This is a genomic window from Streptomyces sp. 8N706, from assembly GCF_052245415.1.
Lineage (GTDB): Bacteria > Actinomycetota > Actinomycetes > Streptomycetales > Streptomycetaceae > Streptomyces.
The window spans coordinates 1-16,668 of record NZ_JBQQBW010000048.1 but is presented as its reverse complement, the minus strand read 5'-3'; the positions used below and the strand labels follow the sequence as shown (position 1 = coordinate 16,668).

General features: G+C 72.0%; 13 protein-coding genes. 4 read left to right on the top strand and 9 right to left on the bottom strand.

The genetic code is table 11. The annotated features are described in order from the left end of the window. The first annotated feature begins 46 nt into the window (after window positions 1–46). Window positions 47–1,417, top strand: a complete 1,371-nt coding sequence (locus tag ACTWQE_RS19285) for a DEAD/DEAH box helicase (RefSeq protein WP_443330219.1) — start codon at window positions 47–49, stop codon at window positions 1,415–1,417. A gap of 427 nt (window positions 1,418–1,844) precedes the next feature. Here the strand turns inward: ACTWQE_RS19285 and ACTWQE_RS19280 are convergent, their stop codons facing one another. Beyond that, on the bottom strand, window positions 1,845–2,333 hold the full coding sequence (locus ACTWQE_RS19280; protein WP_443330218.1) for an ATP-binding protein: 489 nt from the start codon (window positions 2,331–2,333) through the stop codon (window positions 1,845–1,847). A 173-nt stretch (window positions 2,334–2,506) separates the two neighbouring features. Continuing rightward, window positions 2,507–2,887, bottom strand: a complete 381-nt coding sequence (locus ACTWQE_RS19275; protein ID WP_443330217.1) for an STAS domain-containing protein — start codon at window positions 2,885–2,887, stop codon at window positions 2,507–2,509. A gap of 229 nt (window positions 2,888–3,116) precedes the next feature. Here ACTWQE_RS19275 and ACTWQE_RS19270 point away from each other — a divergent pair, with 229 nt between their 5' ends. Then, window positions 3,117–4,094 carry an RNA polymerase sigma factor SigF gene (locus ACTWQE_RS19270; RefSeq protein ID WP_443330216.1) on the top strand — a complete coding sequence of 326 codons (978 nt, stop codon included), beginning with the start codon at window positions 3,117–3,119 and terminating at the stop codon, window positions 4,092–4,094. A gap of 245 nt (window positions 4,095–4,339) precedes the next feature. Here the strand turns inward: ACTWQE_RS19270 and hutI are convergent, their stop codons facing one another. The 4 genes from hutI to hutU all read right to left on the bottom strand — a co-directional run bounded on the left by hutI (window position 4,340) and on the right by hutU (window position 10,003). Next, the gene (gene hutI, locus ACTWQE_RS19265) at window positions 4,340–5,506 is read right to left on the bottom strand and encodes an imidazolonepropionase (RefSeq protein WP_443330215.1); all 1,167 of its coding nucleotides are present in this window, start codon (window positions 5,504–5,506) and stop codon (window positions 4,340–4,342) included. A gap of 62 nt (window positions 5,507–5,568) precedes the next feature. After that, window positions 5,569–6,939 (bottom strand): formimidoylglutamate deiminase, encoded by a 1,371-nt coding sequence (locus ACTWQE_RS19260; protein WP_443330214.1) that lies wholly within the window; start codon window positions 6,937–6,939, stop codon window positions 5,569–5,571. Then, window positions 6,930–8,153, bottom strand: coding sequence for an allantoate amidohydrolase (locus ACTWQE_RS19255; RefSeq protein ID WP_443330246.1), 1,224 nt, complete (start codon window positions 8,151–8,153; stop codon window positions 6,930–6,932). Before ACTWQE_RS19255 ends, ACTWQE_RS19260 begins: the two co-directional genes overlap by 10 nt. A 191-nt stretch (window positions 8,154–8,344) precedes the next feature. Continuing rightward, window positions 8,345–10,003: a urocanate hydratase gene (gene hutU / locus ACTWQE_RS19250; RefSeq protein ID WP_443330213.1), complete on the bottom strand. Its 1,659-nt coding sequence runs from the start codon at window positions 10,001–10,003 to the stop codon at window positions 8,345–8,347. A 321-nt stretch (window positions 10,004–10,324) separates the two neighbouring features. Between hutU and ACTWQE_RS19245 the strand changes: the two genes are divergently transcribed. Continuing rightward, on the top strand, window positions 10,325–11,767 hold the full coding sequence (locus tag ACTWQE_RS19245) for a diaminopimelate decarboxylase (protein ID WP_443330212.1): 1,443 nt from the start codon (window positions 10,325–10,327) through the stop codon (window positions 11,765–11,767). Window positions 11,768–11,809: 42 nt separating this feature from the next. Beyond that, window positions 11,810–13,153: an APC family permease gene (locus tag ACTWQE_RS19240; protein WP_443330211.1), complete on the top strand. Its 1,344-nt coding sequence runs from the start codon at window positions 11,810–11,812 to the stop codon at window positions 13,151–13,153. 90 nt (window positions 13,154–13,243) lie between these two features. Here the strand turns inward: ACTWQE_RS19240 and ACTWQE_RS19235 are convergent, their stop codons facing one another. The 3 genes from ACTWQE_RS19235 to ACTWQE_RS19225 all read right to left on the bottom strand — a co-directional run bounded on the left by ACTWQE_RS19235 (window position 13,244) and on the right by ACTWQE_RS19225 (window position 16,217). Then, complete coding sequence (locus tag ACTWQE_RS19235) at window positions 13,244–14,098, bottom strand: MurR/RpiR family transcriptional regulator (protein ID WP_443330210.1); 855 nt, start codon at window positions 14,096–14,098, stop codon at window positions 13,244–13,246. A gap of 38 nt (window positions 14,099–14,136) precedes the next feature. After that, the gene (locus tag ACTWQE_RS19230; RefSeq protein ID WP_443330209.1) at window positions 14,137–14,490 is read right to left on the bottom strand and encodes a hypothetical protein; all 354 of its coding nucleotides are present in this window, start codon (window positions 14,488–14,490) and stop codon (window positions 14,137–14,139) included. Between the two features lie 347 nt (window positions 14,491–14,837). Continuing rightward, on the bottom strand, window positions 14,838–16,217 hold the full coding sequence (locus ACTWQE_RS19225; protein ID WP_443330208.1) for an acyl-CoA synthetase: 1,380 nt from the start codon (window positions 16,215–16,217) through the stop codon (window positions 14,838–14,840). Between the last annotated feature and the right edge of the window lie 451 nt (window positions 16,218–16,668).

The window sequence follows — 16,668 nt, the reverse complement described above, 5'->3', positions numbered from 1 at the left end:
TTGCGCGGCCGACCGGTCGCGAGACCCTGCCGCAGAGAGGTTGTCCGTGCCCCGGCCCACCGTGTCGTTCGCAGAACTCCCCCTGGCCCCCGCTCTCGTGACCGCTCTGGCCGAGCACGGCGTCACCGAGCCGTTCCCCATTCAGGCGGCCACGCTCCCCGACTCGCTCGCCGGACGGGACGTCCTCGGCCGCGGCCGGACCGGCTCCGGCAAGACGCTCGCCTTCGCGCTGCCGTTGCTGAGCCGTACGGCCGGACAGCGCGCCGGGAGCAAGCGCCCGCTCGCGCTGGTGCTCGCCCCGACCCGCGAGCTGGCCACCCAGATCACCACGGCACTCACGCCGTACGCCGCCGTGCTGGGCCTGCGCACGGCCACCGTCGTCGGCGGAATGTCCATCAACCGCCAGGTCGAGGCGGTGCGGAAGGGCGCCGAGGTACTGGTCGCCACCCCCGGCCGGCTGGCCGATCTCATCGACCGGCGCGCCTGCATGCTCGACCAGGTCGCGATCACCGTGCTCGACGAGGCGGACCAGATGACCGACATGGGCTTCCTGCCGCAGGTCACTCGGCTGATGGAGCAGGTCGCACCCGGCGGGCAGCGGATGCTGTTCTCCGCCACCCTCGACCGGAACGTCGACAAACTGGTCCGCCGCTTCCTGGTCGATCCCGTCACGCACTCCGTGGATCCGTCGGCCGCGACGGTCACCGCCATGGACCACCACGTCCTCCAGGTGAACGACACGGACAAGAAGGCCACCGTCACCGAGATCGCCGCCCGCGACGGCCGCGTGATCATGTTCGTGGATACCAAGCGCGGCGCGGACCGGCTCACCAAGCACCTGCTCGCCTCGGGCGTACGGGCGGTCGCCCTGCACGGTGGCAAGTCCCAGCCGCAGCGCACCCGGACGCTCGAACAGTTCCGTACTGGCCATGCCACCGCGCTCGTGGCCACCAATGTCGCCGCTCGCGGCATCCACATCGACGGGCTCGACCTGGTCGTCAACGTCGACCCGCCGACCGAGGCCAAGGACTATCTGCACCGCGGCGGGCGCACCGCCCGGGCCGGAGAGGCCGGGACGGTGGTCACCCTCGTCACGCCGAGCCAGCGCCGGGACATGAGCCGGCTGATGTCGCAGGCCCGCATCACCCCCGGTACGGCGCGGGTGCGGCCGGGGGATCCCGAGCTGATCAGGATCACCGGGGCCCGTACGCCGTCGGGACAGGCCGTGGTGATCAACGCTCCGGCTCCGGAGACGGCCGCGCCGACGCAGCAGAAGCAGAAGCAGCGGGCACCGAGGGCGGGGGGCGGCGCGCCGTACCGTCCGCGCAGTGGTGAGGGCCGCAGCAGGCGCCGCCGCTCGAGCCGCGGCAGCGGCAACGGCAACGGCAACGGCAGCGGGCCCCGCCGCGTGGCCTGAACCGCAGGCGGCAGGACGGAAACCCGGGCAGCCGCGGGACGACCGTCGCTCGATCGGCGATACGGCGCCCTTGTTCCTGATCGTGGTCCTGCACTGGGAGTCGACTCGGCGGGGCGGCGGGGGCCGCCCAGAGCACGGCCGAGGCGGACACTGCCGCGGCCACCGCGAGCGCTCCCCGCGGCCGCCCGGCGCTTCGTAGGGGACACCTGGGCTCCCCTCTCCTCGGGTGCCGCCGACGGATCTCCCCAGGTGTCAACTCGCAGCGCGCCGACGGAGCGCGACCGGGCCGCGCGGAGGCGGCCGCAGCTCGCAGATTCTGACGCCACATCAGATCGGTGCCGACAGAACGCCGGGGACCTTGCGGAGGGAAGACAAAGAACACGCCGATCGGCGTGTTCACAAGGAGAGATGAGAGAAGGGGCCCACGCTAAGCCGGTGCGGCCAGCTCCGCCCATACGGTCTTGCCGGTCCCGCCCTCGGGGTTGCGCACGACACCCCAGTCGAGACACAGCCGCTGGACGATGAACATGCCGTGGCCGCCGGGCCGGCCGGCGCGATGCGGTGTGCGGGGCGCGGGCGACCCCGTACCGAGGTCCACGACCTCGAGCCGGAGGACCTTTCCCACGACGCCGACCCTCAGCTCCTCCGGGCCCTCGGCGTGCAGACAGGCGTTGGTGACCAGCTCGGAGACCACGAGCAGCACATCCTCGGCCGCGGCGCGCTGGTCACCGGTGGCGGCGGGCAACCAGCCCCAGTCGTAGAGAGCCTGCCGCGTGAAGTCCCGGGCGCTCGGGACGATGCCGCTGGCCCCGTTGAGCCGCAGTCTGCGCACCTGTCCAGCCGCTGGAACGGCAGGGGAAGCACCGTCCGACTCCGGGCCACGATCGCCCGGCGAGTACGGCCGAGTGGTGCTCATCAGCGCTTCACCTCACCGATTCGCCGATAGACAGGTAACCAGTACCTGACAGATTCATCAGATTCAGCTGTCTCCTGCCCGACCGATCCATGAGAACACCCACTTCTTCGGTAGGAAACGTGTGACGCGCGTAACGCGCGCATCACACACCCCGGGCGGGAGGGGTGGAGCGGTCAGTCGGTCGGCGAGTCGGCGAGCGCCTCGTCGAGGGTGTCATGCACGGTGAAGACCGCCTCGGCACCCGTGATCTCGAACACTCTTGCGACTACAGGGAGCATGCCGGTCAGGTGGACACCACCACCGGCCGCCTCGGCCTTGAGCCTGGCACCGAGCAGCACATTGAGGCCCGTGGAGTCGCAGAACTCGAGCTGGGAGCAGTCCACCACGAGCCGTGAACGGCCCTGGTCCACGCACTCATCCAGCGGCTCCCGCAGCAGCTCGGCCGTGTGGTGATCGAGCTCACCCGCCGGTATCACGACCGCGCTGGAACCCTGGTGCCGAACCTCGACCTGGAGTCGGCCCCTGTTGGTACTGCCGACCATCCCGCGGTCCATGCGCACCCCTTCTGGTTGCTTGCGACGGCGCACTACGAACCCTACGCCTTCGATACGCCGTCTGGTAGCCGAACATCCCCTCGAAACGGGCATACCATCATAACTCGGCCTTGCTTTGTTCGGGTCGGACCGGGTAGGGCTAGTAGGGACACGTTCAAGCACGGCCGGCTCGGAGGCGCCGCACACCGCAGGAAGAGATATCGGCATCGGCAGCCATATGCCGAGAATGATGGAGGAGACCATGTCACCCCGGCTCGACGAACCGCGCACCGTTGACAGCGCCCATGAAAGCGCACGGATGGCGACGTCGACAACCGCCCCCTCCCCGCGGGTGGACCCCCTGCCCGAGCAGATTGACGCAGAGCAGATCGAGCACGAGCTCCAGGACCACAGCGAAGAGCTCTTCGCCGGCCTCCCGGACATCCCGCCGTACGGCGAGGTGGGCCCGGTGGACGCGAGGGCCCTGTCCAAGACTCTCTTCGAGCGGCTGGAATCCCTCGAGGAAGGGACGCACGAGCACGCGTACGTCCGTAACACCCTGGTCGAGCTCAATCTGGCGCTGGTGAAGTTCGCGGCCTCCCGGTTCCGCTCCCGCAGCGAACCGATGGAGGACATCGTCCAGGTCGGCACCATCGGGCTGATCAAGGCGATCGACCGCTTCGAGCTCAGCCGCGGCGTCGAGTTCCCCACCTTCGCGATGCCCACGATCATCGGTGAGATCAAGCGGTTCTTCCGCGACACCAGCTGGTCGGTGCGGGTACCGAGGCGGCTGCAGGAGCTGCGGCTGGACCTGGCCAAGGCGGGCGACGAGCTGGCGCAGAAGTTCGACCGTGCCCCCACCGTGGGCGAGCTGGCCGAGCGCCTGGGGATCACCAAGGACGAGGTCGTCGAGGGCATGGCGGCGAGCAACGCGTACACCGCGAGCTCGCTGGACGCCCAGCCCGAGGAGGACGACACCGAGGGCGCGCTGGCGGACCGGATCGGCTACCAGGACCACGGGCTCGAAGGCATCGAGTACGTCGAGTCGTTGAAGCCGCTGATCGCCGAACTGCCGCAGCGCGACCGGAAGATCCTGTCGCTGCGCTTCGTCTGCAATATGACGCAGTCGGAGATCGGCGAGGAGCTGGGGATCTCTCAGATGCATGTGTCGCGGCTGCTGACGCGGACGTTGGGCCGGCTCCGCAAGGGTCTGATGATCGAGGAGTGACGGACCGTCTCCGACGAGGAGCGCGCGCACGACGCGCATACAGTGAAGGGCCCGCCCCGGCGAGGGGACGGGCCCTTCAGCCGTGACGAACGGCTCGTCGGTCCGGACCGGCGCTCAGCGCGGAACACCCGACGCCGTACGCCCTTCCCCGCCCGGACACCGTATGCCCGTCCCTGCCGGGGGAGGTGCGAGCCGCCTGCCGCGTCGCACGTGGCCCGGCAGGGAGGCGTCCGGAGCGGGTGCGGTCAGACGAGTTCGCCCCGGTGCCAGACGGCCGACACCAGCGGCACGCCGGGGCGGTACGCGAGGTGCACATGCGACGGGGCGTCAAGGAGGACGAGGTCGGCACGGGCTCCCGGGCTGATCCGCCCGACGTCGCTGCGGCGCAGCGCCGCTGCGCCTCCGGCCGTCGCCGACCACACCGCCTCGTCGGGTGTCATGCCCATCTCCCGTACGGCGAGGGCGATGCAGAAGGCCATGGAGCTGGTGAAGGACGAGCCGGGGTTGCAGTCCGGGGACAGGGCCACGGTCGCGCCCGCGTCGAGCAGGCGGCGCGCGTCGGGGTACCGCGCGCGGGTGGAGAACTCGGCGCCGGGGAGCAGGGTCGCGACCGTCCCGCCCTGCGCCAGGGCGTCGACGTCGGCCTCGGTGAGGTGGGTGCAGTGGTCGGCGGAGGCGGCGCCGAGTTCGACGGCGAGTTGCACGCCGGGGCCGTAGGACAGCTGGTTGGCGTGGACCCTGGGGGTCAGCCCGCGGGCGGCACCGGCGGTCAGAACCGTACGGGCCTGGTCCCCGTCGAACGCGCCCTTCTCGCAGAAGACATCGATCCAACGGGCGTACGGGGCACAGGCGTCGAGCATCGGACCGGTGACGAGACGGACGTAGGCGGCGGGGTCGTCGGCGAACTCCGGGGCGACGATATGCGCGCCGAGGTACGTCACCTCGTCGGTGTGGGCGGCGGCGATGCTCAGCGAACGTGCCTCGTCCTCGGTGGTCAGGCCGTAGCCGGACTTGATCTCGAGGGTGGTGGTGCCCTGGCGCAGCGCCTCGCGGACGTAGCGGGCGGCGTTGGCGTGGAGGACGTTGTTCGAGGCGGCGCGGGTGGCGGCGACGGTGGTGCGGATGCCGCCCGCGGTGTAGCCGCGGCCCGACATACGGGCGTTGAACTCCTCGGTGCGGTCACCCGCGAAGACCACATGGGAGTGGGAGTCGACGAAGCCGGGGACGGCGGCCCGCCCCTCGGCGACGACGCGGTTGTCAGTGCCGGGTGCTTTGCTCGATGCACCGACCCAGGCGATGCGGTCGCCGTCGATGACGACGGCCGCGTCCTGGATCAGTCCGAGGGGGCCCGCGCCGAGGGAGGGGTCGTTGGTGACGAGGCCGGCGATGTGGGTGATGGCGGTGGTGGCCATGAGCGCGCTGTGCTCCTTCAGCCGCTGGTCTGTCGGTGGCCCGGCGGCGGCTTGCCGGCGGGTCAGGTGCGGAGGGCGGCGATCGCACCGGCCAGTGCCGCCGGGACGTCGGGTACGAGCTGGTGGGCTCCGTCACGGACGACATGACGGCCCGCGACCACGGTGTGCCGCACGTCCGCGTTGGTCGCCGCGAATACGGCGGTCTCGGTGCCGAGCCGGGGCAGCGGTCCCGCCGTACGGACCGAATCCAGCGCGACCGTGGTGAGGTCGGCGAGGGCGCCCGTCTCGATGCGTCCCGCCTCGTCCCAGCCGAGCGCGGCGTGCCCCTGTTCGGTGGCGGCGCGCAGCAGTTGGGACGCCGTCCAGTGGCCTCGCGCGCGGGTGCGCAGGCGCTCGTCGAGCTCCATGGCGCGGGCCTCTTCGAGCAGATCGATGACGGCGTGGCTGTCGCTGCCGAGGCAGAGCGAGCTGCCCGAGGTCTGGAGCCTCTTGGCGGGTCCGATGCCGTCGGCGAGATCCCGTTCGGTGGTGGGGCACATGCACACACTGGTGGACGAGCCGCCGAGAAGGCCGATGTCGTCGGTCGTGAGGTGGGTGGCGTGGACGGCGGTGGTGCGGGGTCCGAGGACGCCGTGGTCGGCGAGGAGCCGGGCGGGGGTGACGCCGTGGACGGCCAGGCAGGAGTCGTTCTCGGCGGTCTGCTCCGAGAGGTGCACATGGAGCGGGGCCTCCCGGTCCTTGGCCCACTGGGCGACGGTGCCGAGATCCGCGGCCGGGACGGCCCGTACGGAGTGGATGGCGGCGCCGGTCCGGGCGTGATCGCCGTGTGCGGCGGCGGCGAGGGCCGAGACGCGCTCGGCCCAGGCGTCGGCGCTGCCGTCGCTGAAGCGGAGCTGGTGGCGGTTGGGGGCCACGCCCCTGCCCCGTTTGCCGATGTCGGAGGAGAGATAGCAGGTGTCGAGGAGAGTGATACGGATACCGGCCTCGGCGGCGGCCGCGATCACGGCCTCCCCCATGGCGTTGGGGTTGTCGTAGCGCGCACCGCCCGGGCGGTGGTGGAGGTAGTGGAACTCCCCGACGGTGGTGACGCCCGCCAGGGCCATCTCGGCGTAGACGGCGCGGGCCAGGTCGAAGTAGCTGTCGGGTGTCAGGCCCGCCGCGAACTGGTACATGATCTCGCGCCAGGTCCAGAAGGTGCCGGAGCCGACCTGGACGGTGCCGCGCAGGGCGCGGTGGAAGGCGTGCGAGTGGGCGTTGGCCAGACCGGGGACGGTCAGGCCTCGCAGGGTGACCGATCCGGCCGGCGGTACGGTCACACCGGTCCGTACGGCCGTGATCCGGCCGCTGGTCGCGGTCTCGATCACGACCGCGGGTTCGACGACTCCATTGAGCCAGGCGTGCTCCGCCCAGTAGGTCTGCGCCGTCAGTGACACGCCAGGCCCTCCAGTACGTCGGCGAGTGCCTGCACCCCGGCGAGGCAGTCGTCCTCGGCGGCCGTCTCGGCTGGTGAGTGGGAGACACCCGTGGGGTTCCGTACGAACAGCATGGCGGTGGGCACGGAGGCGGACAAAATGCCCGCGTCGTGGCCCGCGCCGGTGGGGAGGAGCGGGACGGGGGTGCCGTCCCGGCCGAGCAGGCTCGCGAGGGTGTCGCGCAGTCCGTGGGCGAACTCGACCACGGGGGTGAAGGACTCGCGGGTGACGCTCACCTCGACACCGTCGAGCGTGCCGCGCTCGACGGCCGCACGCTGGATCCCGTCCACCACTGCGACGAGGGTCTCCTCGTCCGCGGCGCGGGAGTCGAGCCAGCCACGGACGAGGGAGGCGATGGCATTGACGCCGCCCGGCTCCACGCTGACTTTGCCGAACGTGGCCAGGGCACCGGCGAGGCGGGCTGTGGTGCGGGCGGCGAGCACGGTGTCGGCGTAGGTGAGCATCGGGTCCCGGCGGTCCTCGATACGGGTCGTCCCGGCGTGGTTGGCCTCTCCGTGGAAGTCGAACCGCCACCGACCGTGCGGCCAGATGGCGGAGGCCACGCCGACCGGAGAGCCGGTCCCTCCGACCGGGCCCTCCGAGGGCAGTGCGAGGGCCCGCCCCTGCTCGATGTGGAGTTCGATGAACGCGCCGATACGGGCGAGGCGCTCGGGGTCGGGGCCGATGGCCCCGGGGTCGTACCCGGCGCGCTCCATGGCCTGCGGGAGGGTGAGGCCATCGGAGTCGCGCAGCTCCCGGGCCTGGGCGGGGGTGAGCAGCCCGGCCGCCAGCCTGGAGCCGACGCAGGCGACTCCGAAGCGGGCGCCCTCCTCGTCCCCGAAGTTGACGACGGCCAGCGGCTTCGCGGGGCGGGCACCGCGGGCGCCGAGCTCGTCGAGTGCCGCGAAGGAGGAGACGACGCCGAGAGGGCCGTCGAACGCGCCACCGTCGGGCACCGAGTCCAGGTGGGAGCCCGTGACCACGGCGTCCCCGGCCGTGGGGTCACCGAGCCAGGCCCACTGGTTGCCATTGCGGTCCAGCTCGTAGGTGAGGCCACGGGACTCGGCCTGCGCCCGGAACCAGGCGCGGCAGTCGGTGTCCGCTCCGGTCCAGGCGAAGCGGCGGTAGCCGCCGGTGGCCGGGGAGCGGCCGATGGGCCGGAGGTCGGCCCACATCTCGTGGAACGAGGTGCCGCGGGGTGTCGGCAGCCGTTCCGCGGAGGTCCCCCCGGGCGGGCCCTCTGCCCCAGCACAGGCAGCAGCCCCGGACACGGACCCGGCTCCGGTGGTGGCATCGATACCGACACCGATACCGACACCGACACCGACACCGGCACCGGCACCGGCGGAGCGCTCGCCGACCGATCTCATGCTTCCTCCCGCATGGGAATGGGGACGCCTCGCTCCCGGGCGACGGCATCAGCGGACTCGTAGCCCGCGTCGACGTGGCGGATGACTCCCATGCCCGGGTCGTTCGTCAGCACCCGGCGGATCTTCTCGCCGGCGAGCGGCGTGCCGTCGGCGACAGTGACCTGGCCCGCGTGGAGGGAGCGGCCCATACCGACCCCGCCACCGTGGTGGATCGACACCCAGGACGCCCCCGACGCGACATTGACCATGGCGTTGAGCAGCGGCCAGTCGGCGATGGCGTCCGAGCCGTCGAGCATGGCCTCGGTCTCGCGGTACGGGGAGGCGACGGAGCCGCAGTCGAGGTGGTCCCGGCCGATGGCGAGGGGTGCCTGGAGGGTGCCGTCGGCGACCATCTCGTTGAAGCGCTCGCCCGCCCTGTCCCGCTCGCCGTAGCCGAGCCAGCAGATGCGGGCGGGCAGGCCCTGGAAGTGGACCCGCTCCCCCGCCATCCTGATCCAGCGCGCCAGGGACTCGTTCTCCGGGAAGAGGTCGAGGATCGCCTTGTCCGTCGCCGCGATGTCCCTGGGGTCCCCCGAGAGGGCCGCCCAGCGGAAGGGGCCCTTGCCCTCGCAGAACAGCGGGCGGATGTAAGCGGGGACGAAGCCCGGGACGGCGAACGCACGGTCGTATCCCGCCACTTGCGCCTCGCCGCGGATGGAGTTGCCGTAGTCGAAGACCTCGGCGCCCGCGTCCATGAAGCCGACCATCGCCTCGACGTGCCGGGCCATGGACTCGCGGGCGCGCTGGGTGAAGTCGGCGGGCTTCTCGGCGGCGTAGGACGCCATGTCGTCGACGCCGACGCCGAGCGGCAGATAGGCCAACGGGTCGTGGGCGGACGTCTGGTCGGTCACGATGTCGATCGGGGCACCCTCGGCGAGCATCCGCGGCAGCAGCTCGGCGGCGTTGCCGAGGAGACCGATGGAGAGCGGCGCGCGCCGATCGCGCGCGTCGGTTGCGAGGGCGAGCGCATGCTCCATGCTGTCGGCCCGCACATCCAGATAGCGGTGCTCGATACGGCGCTCGATCGCCCGCGGATCGCAGTCGACACAGATGGCGACGCCGTCGTTCATGGTCACCGCGAGCGGCTGGGCGCCGCCCATACCGCCGAGGCCGGCGGTGAGGGTGATCGTCCCGGCGAGCGTGCCGCCGAACTTCTTCGTGGCGACGGCGGCGAAGGTCTCGTAGGTGCCCTGGAGGATGCCCTGGGTGCCGATATAGATCCACGAACCGGCGGTCATCTGCCCGTACATGGTGAGGCCGAGGGCTTCGAGCCTCCGGAACTCCTCCCAGTTCGCCCAGTCGCCGACGAGGTTGGAGTTGGCGATCAGCACGCGCGGCGCCCATTCATGGGTCCGCATCACACCGACCGGACGGCCGGACTGGACCAGCATCGTCTCGTCCTGCTCCAGCGTCCGCAGGGTGGAGACCATGGCGTCGAAGGAGCGCCAGTCACGGGCGGCCCTGCCCGTGCCGCCGTAGACGACGAGCCGGTCCGGATGCTCGGCGACCTCGGGGTCGAGGTTGTTCTGCAGCATCCGCAGGGCGGCTTCCTGCTGCCATCCCCGGGCGCTCAGTTCCGTACCACGCGGTGCTCGCACGGGTCGCGGTCCTGACATGGGCACTGCCTCCCTGCCGTCGGCCGGATCGGTCGAAGAAGCCTTCGCCTCCGCTATGAATAGGACACTGCACATACTCCTGGCATGAATAAGGGTAGTCAACAGGGGGGTGGGCCGCTACGGCCCGCATCAGGCGGGCCGGGAGGGGCGGGCCGAGGATCGCGAGGCACCGACGAGGGGTTCGACGACGTGCGGGCGGCGGGCCGCCACCGTGCCGCCGGGCAATTCCTCGCCGGCCGACGGCCCCACGGTCACCAGCCGCGGGACGCCCGGCACCGGAAAACCTGGGCAGAGACGCCCGGTGGATGGTGGAGTGGCGTCATGACCCCTGCGGACAGTGACGACCGGCCCCGGAGCCCGGACAGTGACCAGTGGCACCGGAGCCCGGACGGTGACGACCGGCACCGCAGCCGGGGCAGTGACCACCAGGACCGCCGCACACGGCGTGAGCAGGCCGTACGGTCAGCGGTCCGGCAGGGGCTGATCAGCCCCGAGGAGCCCGTCGCCGGCCTGCTGGACGTCACGGGCATCCGGCGGTCGGCCACCGCACTGCGCGAGGCCTTCGCGGAGCTCACCGCCCCCGGTACGCCCGTGCTGCACGCCTTCGCCGTGAAGGCCACCGCCCTGGTGCCCGTCCTCCGGCTGCTCGCCGAAGAAGGCCTGGGCTGCGAGGTGGCCAGCCCCGGCGAACTGGCGCTCGCCCGCGCGGCCGGTGTGCCCGTCTCCCGTACGGTGCTGGACTCTCCCGCCAAGACCCCCGCCGAGCTGCGCGAGGCCCTCGCCCTCGGGATCACCGTCAACGCCGACAACCCCCAGGAACTGGCCCGCATCGACGCGCTCGTCCGATCCGCGCCCACCGGCTCCCCGCTGGGGCTGCGGGTCAATCCGCAGGTCGGCGGGGGCACCATCGACGCGATGAGCACCGCCACCGCAACCTCGAAGTTCGGGGTTGCGCTCCTGGACGAAGGGGCGCGCGACTGGGTGGTCCGCGCCTTTCTCGACCGCCCCTGGCTGACCCGGTTGCACGCCCATGTCGGCTCCCAGGGCATCCCGTTGGAGCGGATGGCCGCGGGGGTGCGGGCGACGTACGAACTGGCCGAGGAGATCAACGCGGCCGCCGGGCGCCGGCAGATCGACACCCTCGACATCGGCGGCGGACTCCCGGTGAATTTCGGCTCCGACGAGGACACCCCCGCCTTCGCCACTTACGCGCGGCTGCTGCGCGACACGGTGCCCGGGCTCTTCGACGGACGCTACGGGCTGGTCACCGAGTTCGGACGGTCACTGCTGGCCAAGAACGGCCTGGTGATCGCCCGCGTGGAGTACGCCAAGACAGCGGGCGGCCGCCCCATCGCCGTCACCCACGCCGGTGCGCAGCTCGCCACCCGTACGGTCTTCGCCCCCGGCTCATGGCCCATCCGGGTGGAAGCGTACGACGCGGAGGGCCGGCCCAAGTCCGGCCCGGCGGTCGCCCAGGATGTCGCGGGCCCCTGCTGCTTCGCGGGCGACCTGGTGGCCGAGAACCGTTCACTACCGCTGTTCGAGGCCGGTGACCTCGCCGTACTGCTCGACACCGGCGCGTACTACTTCACCAACCACTACGCGTACAACAGCTTCGCGCGCCCGGCGGTCCACGGCTTCACGGCCGACCCGGCGGCTCCCCAGGGCGTGCGCTTCTCAGTCGCGCGCCCCTCGCAGACGGTCGAGGAGATCGTGGCCGAGAGCGGGGGCGGGCAGCGCGACGCGTTCATCACGGAGGGTTGACCCGGAGAGGGTGAAACCCGGCGAACGGGGAAACGCTCTCCCATGCAGACACCGGACACCCACACCGCCGAAAACGGCACACCGCTCAAGCGGGCCATCAGCCTGAAGCTGATGATCCTGTTCGTCATCGGCGACATTCTCGGTACCGGCATCTACGCCACCACCGGCGCGGTGGCCGGGAAAATCGGCGGCGCGCTGTGGCTTCCGTTCGCGATCGGCTTCGTCGTCGCGGCGCTGACGGCCGCGTCGTACGTCGAACTGGTCACCAAGTACCCCAGGGCGGCCGGGGCCGCGCTCTACACCCAGAAGGCGTTCAAGGTCCCTTTCCTGACCTTCATCGTCGCCTTCATGGTGATGTGCTCCGGCCTGTCGTCGGCGAGCGCGGCCGCCCGCGCGTTCAGCGGCGACTACCTCCAGGAGTTCGTGGACATTCCACCGACGCTCGTCGCCATCCTGTTCGTCGTGGCGCTGGCGTCCCTCGCTCTGCGGGGTGTCTCGGAGTCCGTGAAGACCAACGTCGTACTGACACTGGTCGAGTTGACCGGCCTGGTCGTCATTCTCGCCATCGGGGTGTGGGCGGTGCTCACGGGTGAGGGCGAGCCGTCGCGGCTCGGCGACATCCACACCGACGGCTCGGGTTACAGCGTGCTCACCGGCATCATGGGGGCGACGGCGCTGGCCTTCTTCGCGTTCGTCGGCTTCGAGGACTCGGTCAACATGGCCGAGGAGACCAAGAATCCGGGGCGCACCTTCCCCCGGGCCATCTTCATCGGTGTGGCGGTCACCGGCACGATCTACGTCCTGGTCGGATTCGTCTCCTCGCTCCTCGTCGACTACCGGGTGCTCGAGGAGTCCTCCGGACCGCTCCTGGAGGTGGTCAAGGCAGGCGGGCTCGACTTCCCGCCGAAGGCCTTCGCCCTGATCGCGCTGTTCGCCGTGACCAACTCCGCGCTGATCAACATCATGATGGCCTCACGGCTCTGCTACGGCATGGCGAACGAACGCATTCTGCCCCGTGTGATGGGCCGGGTCCTGCCGCGCCGCCGGACCCCGGTCGTCGGCATCGTCTTCACCGCCGCGATCGCGGTCGTGCTGGTGTCGACCGGCGAGATCGAGGGCCTCAGCGACACCACGTCCTTCCTGCTGCTGTGTGTCTTCGCGGTGGTCAACGTGGCGGTGCTGGTGCTCCGCAGGGACCCTGTCGACCATCCCCACTTCCGCACCCCGACGGCCCTGCCCGTGCTCGGCGCCCTCACCGCCGCCCTGCTCGCCAGCCCGCTCTCGGACCGTGCGGCGGACGTCTACGTCCGGGCCGGTGTGCTGCTCGCGGTCGGTATCGGGCTGTGGGCGCTGAACAAGCTCGTACTGCGGCTCAGGGGGGAGTGACACTCACTCACTTACGAACAGCGCACTTCGGGCGCAGGCCACGAAAAGGCCGGGAGCAGTCCAGGAAAACAGGACGCTCCCCCCGCGGCCTCACTCCGCGAACAGGCCCCGTGCGGCGGCCTGCGCGTCGAAGTCCTCCAGCCGCGCCTGCGCGTCCGGCAGGGCGTCGCACACTGCCTCCAGCAGGACCCTGCCCAGCAGCATCGGCGCACAAGCTGTGTCGAAGGCCAGCCCGGTCCCCACGGCCGCGGGCAGCAGCAGGTCGGTGTGCTTGGCGACCGGGGCGAACGCGCTGTCGGCCACCGTCACCACGGTCAGGCCCGCCGCCCGCGCGTGCTCGAGGGCTTCGACGACCTCACGCGGGTGGCGCGGCAGCGCGAAGCACAGCAGCGCACTCGCGCCCGCGCGCACGGCCGCGTCGATCCGGTCGGCGAGCATGGTGCCGCCCTCGTCGAGCAGCCGTACGTCCGGGTGCACCTTGGCCGCGAAGTACGCGAAGCCGCGCGCCTGGGCGGAGGCGGCCCGCAGCCCGAGCACCGGCAGCGGGCGGGACGCGCCGAGGACCCGGCCGGCGCGCTCGACGGGCCCGGTGTCCGCGAGCAGCGCCGAGAGGTGCCGCAGATTCTCGATCTCGGCCTGTACCGCCTGCTGGTACTCGTTGAGCACGTCGCCCTCGGCCGGTCGCTCCACGGGCGCGACCTCCCGCAGATGTCTGCGCAGCGCGGGGTAGCCGTCGAAGCCGAGAGCCACCGCGAACCGCGTCACCGACGGCTGGCTGACCCCGGCGAGTTCGGCCAGCTCGACGCTCGACAGGAACGGCGCGTCCGCCGCCCGCCGCACCATGCAGTGGGCGATGCGCCGTTGCGTCGGCGTCAGCCGGTGCCCTTCGAAGAGCTTCTGCAGGCGGGTGGACGCACTGGTCGTACCGCCGTCCGCGTCGCTCATCCGGTCCTCCTGTCCGTCGTGCGGAAGCTCTCCCACTGTCACAGCTCGCTGAACCGATCGAGCACCCCGGCCGCCGCCGTCACATCATCCGTCAGCGGCCGGTCCCGCAGGTCCGGGGCCAGAACCTCCGCGGCCGTCCGGTAGGCCCGGCCCACCGGGGGTCCGGGGCGGGCCGGCGGATCGCGCCGGCACAGCGCCCGTACGGCGGCGACCGGTTCGCAGCCGAGCACGAGCCGGAAGAGTTCTCCGTACGGGCCGTACCGGCCGTACGGGCCGTAAAGGGTGCCCGCGGCGTACGAGGCCGGCCACCCGGGAGGGTCCGGCCGTCCAGGACGGCGGCGGCAGCGCAGGGCGGAGCGATCCACCAAGCGGTCCGCCCTGCGGGAAGACATCATCGCGTGCTCCTCCCCTTCCGGACACCCTGTCTCGCCGGCCGGACGGACGTGCCCTGCGTCCACCGCGGAGCACCGAGACCTATTCACCCACCAAGCACTCTGCATGAGCATATGCAGGCCCGGCAAGGGACTGCTGAGCACCCTCGGACGGGCCGCACGGTCGGGCCGCCTGAGCAGGACGTACGGGGGCCCGGGCTACGGCGCCGGGTTCCACGGGCCGGGCGGGCGCCGGGGGCCACGGGCGCCCGGGTCACCCGTCACCGGCCACCGCGTCACCGGCCGCCGGGCCACCGGGGCCGGGGACGGACCGTGACCACGGCACCGCCCCCTCCCCTTCACACCCCTCACACCGGTGGCAGCAGTCGCTTCTGCGGCTTGCCCATCGCGTTGCGGGGCAGCGCATCGAGGAAGACCACACGCCGCGGCCGCTTGTGGGCCGACAGGTGCCCCGCCACGAAGTCGATCAGGTCGCGCTCGGTCACCCCGTCCGCGACGACATACGCCACGATCTGCTGGCCCAGATCGTCGTGCGGTGCGCCGACGACCGCGGCCTCCTGGACCGCGGGGTGGTCCAGCAGGGCGTTCTCGACCTCGCCCGCGCCGATGCGGTAGCCGCCGGATTTGATCAGATCGGTGGACGCCCGGCCCACGATGCGGTGTGTGCCGTCGGGGTCGATGGCCGCTATGTCGCCCGTACGGAACCAGCCGTCGTCGGTGAAGGAGGCCGCGGTCGCCTCGGGGCGGCCCAGATAGCCGCTGAACAGGGTCGGTCCGGTGAGCTGGAGCTCCCCGATCCCGGCGCCCTCCTCGGCGGCGATCCGGGTCGCGATGCCGTGCAGCGGAGTGCCGACGCAGCCCGGGCGCCGGTCCCCGCCCGCCCGTGCGCTGACGGTGATCAGCGTCTCGGTCATGCCGTACCGCTCGACCGGCCGCTGCCCGGTGAGCCGCTCCAGGTCGCGGAAGACGGGCGCGGGCAGCGGCGCACTGCCGGAGACCAGCAGCCGGGCACCGCTCAACTCCCGTGCGGCCGAGGCGTTCCCCGCCACCCGTCCCCACACCGTCGGCACACCGAAGTACAGCGAGCCGCCCGCGGCCGCGTACGCCTCGGGCGTCGGCCTGCCTGTGTGCACCAGACGGCTTCCCACCCGCAGCGCGCCCAGCACACCGAGCACCAGCCCGTGCACATGGAACAGCGGCAGTCCGTGGACCAGCGTGTCATCGGCGGTCCAGTCCCACGCTTCCGCCAGCGCGTCGAGATCGGCGGCGAGGGCCGCGCGCGGCAGCAGCGCCCCCTTGGGCGCGCCGGTCGTGCCGGAGGTGTAGAGGATCAGGGCCGTGCTGTCCGGCGCGGGCTCCGGACGGCTCCAGTCCACGCGCTCCCCCGCGTCCACCGGTACGCCCTCGACGCCCTCCACGGAATCGCCCCCGAGCAGCAGCGCGGCCCCCGAGTCCCGGAGGATGTGCTTCCGCTCAGCGGGCCCCGCATCCGGGGGCAGGGGCACCACCGGCACCCCGGCCAGCAGCCCGCCGAGGACCGCCACGACGGTCTCCAGCGACGCGTCGGCCCGTACGGCCACGGCCGGGGCACCGGCGATACGGCGTGCGACCGCACCGGCCGCGCCCCTCAGCCCGCCGAGGGAACACGACCGTCCGGCGACGGAGAGCACGTCGGGACGGTCGTCGTCGTACGGCCCGGCCAGGGAGGGCAGCAGAGCTCCGGCCACGGATTCGCTCCTTCACACATCCGGGGAGGCCCCGGTACGGATCGGGGTCCGGCCCCCGTTTCCGCCGGGCCCCGCTACAAGCGCTATCCGCGACCGTAGCGTGACGCGTTGCTGAGCCCCCGCTCCGGAGTCAGCAGTGCTCCGGAGTCAGGAATGCTCCGGAGTCAGGAATGCCGGACCCGCTCGCCCGGAGGAAGCCGACGAGGCCGCACGCCCGTGCGGCCCCTGATCTGGGTCAGGGGCCGCACCGGGGAAGATGCGCGGGGACCGCCGCACCCCGGCAGTGGCCGGGGGCGGGACGACGGCGGTCCCCGCGGGGGACGCGGGCCTCGGGTCCGCCGGGTTCGGGAATGGTGATCGCTTGCATAGGCATGGCCGCGAGGCTACTCCGCGCCGTCCGGCACAGCGATCACCGCTCGACGGGCCGGTACGACGCATCGGGGCAGACTCG

Excerpts from the sequence above, each read along its gene's own strand:
- ACTWQE_RS19280 (WP_443330218.1), bottom strand. The coding sequence starts at position 2,333 with ATGAGCACCACTCGGCCGTACTCGCCGGGCGATCGTGGCCCGGAGTCG.
- ACTWQE_RS19275 (WP_443330217.1), bottom strand. The coding sequence starts at position 2,887 with ATGGACCGCGGGATGGTCGGCAGTACCAACAGGGGCCGACTCCAGGTC.
- ACTWQE_RS19270 (WP_443330216.1), top strand. The coding sequence starts at position 3,117 with ATGGAGGAGACCATGTCACCCCGGCTCGACGAACCGCGCACCGTTGAC.
- hutI (WP_443330215.1), bottom strand. The coding sequence starts at position 5,506 with ATGGCCACCACCGCCATCACCCACATCGCCGGCCTCGTCACCAACGAC.
- ACTWQE_RS19255 (WP_443330246.1), bottom strand. The coding sequence starts at position 8,153 with ATGTGGGCCGACCTCCGGCCCATCGGCCGCTCCCCGGCCACCGGCGGC.
- hutU (WP_443330213.1), bottom strand. The coding sequence starts at position 10,003 with ATGTCAGGACCGCGACCCGTGCGAGCACCGCGTGGTACGGAACTGAGC.
- ACTWQE_RS19245 (WP_443330212.1), top strand. The coding sequence starts at position 10,325 with ATGACCCCTGCGGACAGTGACGACCGGCCCCGGAGCCCGGACAGTGAC.
- ACTWQE_RS19240 (WP_443330211.1), top strand. The coding sequence starts at position 11,810 with ATGCAGACACCGGACACCCACACCGCCGAAAACGGCACACCGCTCAAG.
- ACTWQE_RS19235 (WP_443330210.1), bottom strand. The coding sequence starts at position 14,098 with ATGAGCGACGCGGACGGCGGTACGACCAGTGCGTCCACCCGCCTGCAG.
- ACTWQE_RS19230 (WP_443330209.1), bottom strand. The coding sequence starts at position 14,490 with ATGTCTTCCCGCAGGGCGGACCGCTTGGTGGATCGCTCCGCCCTGCGC.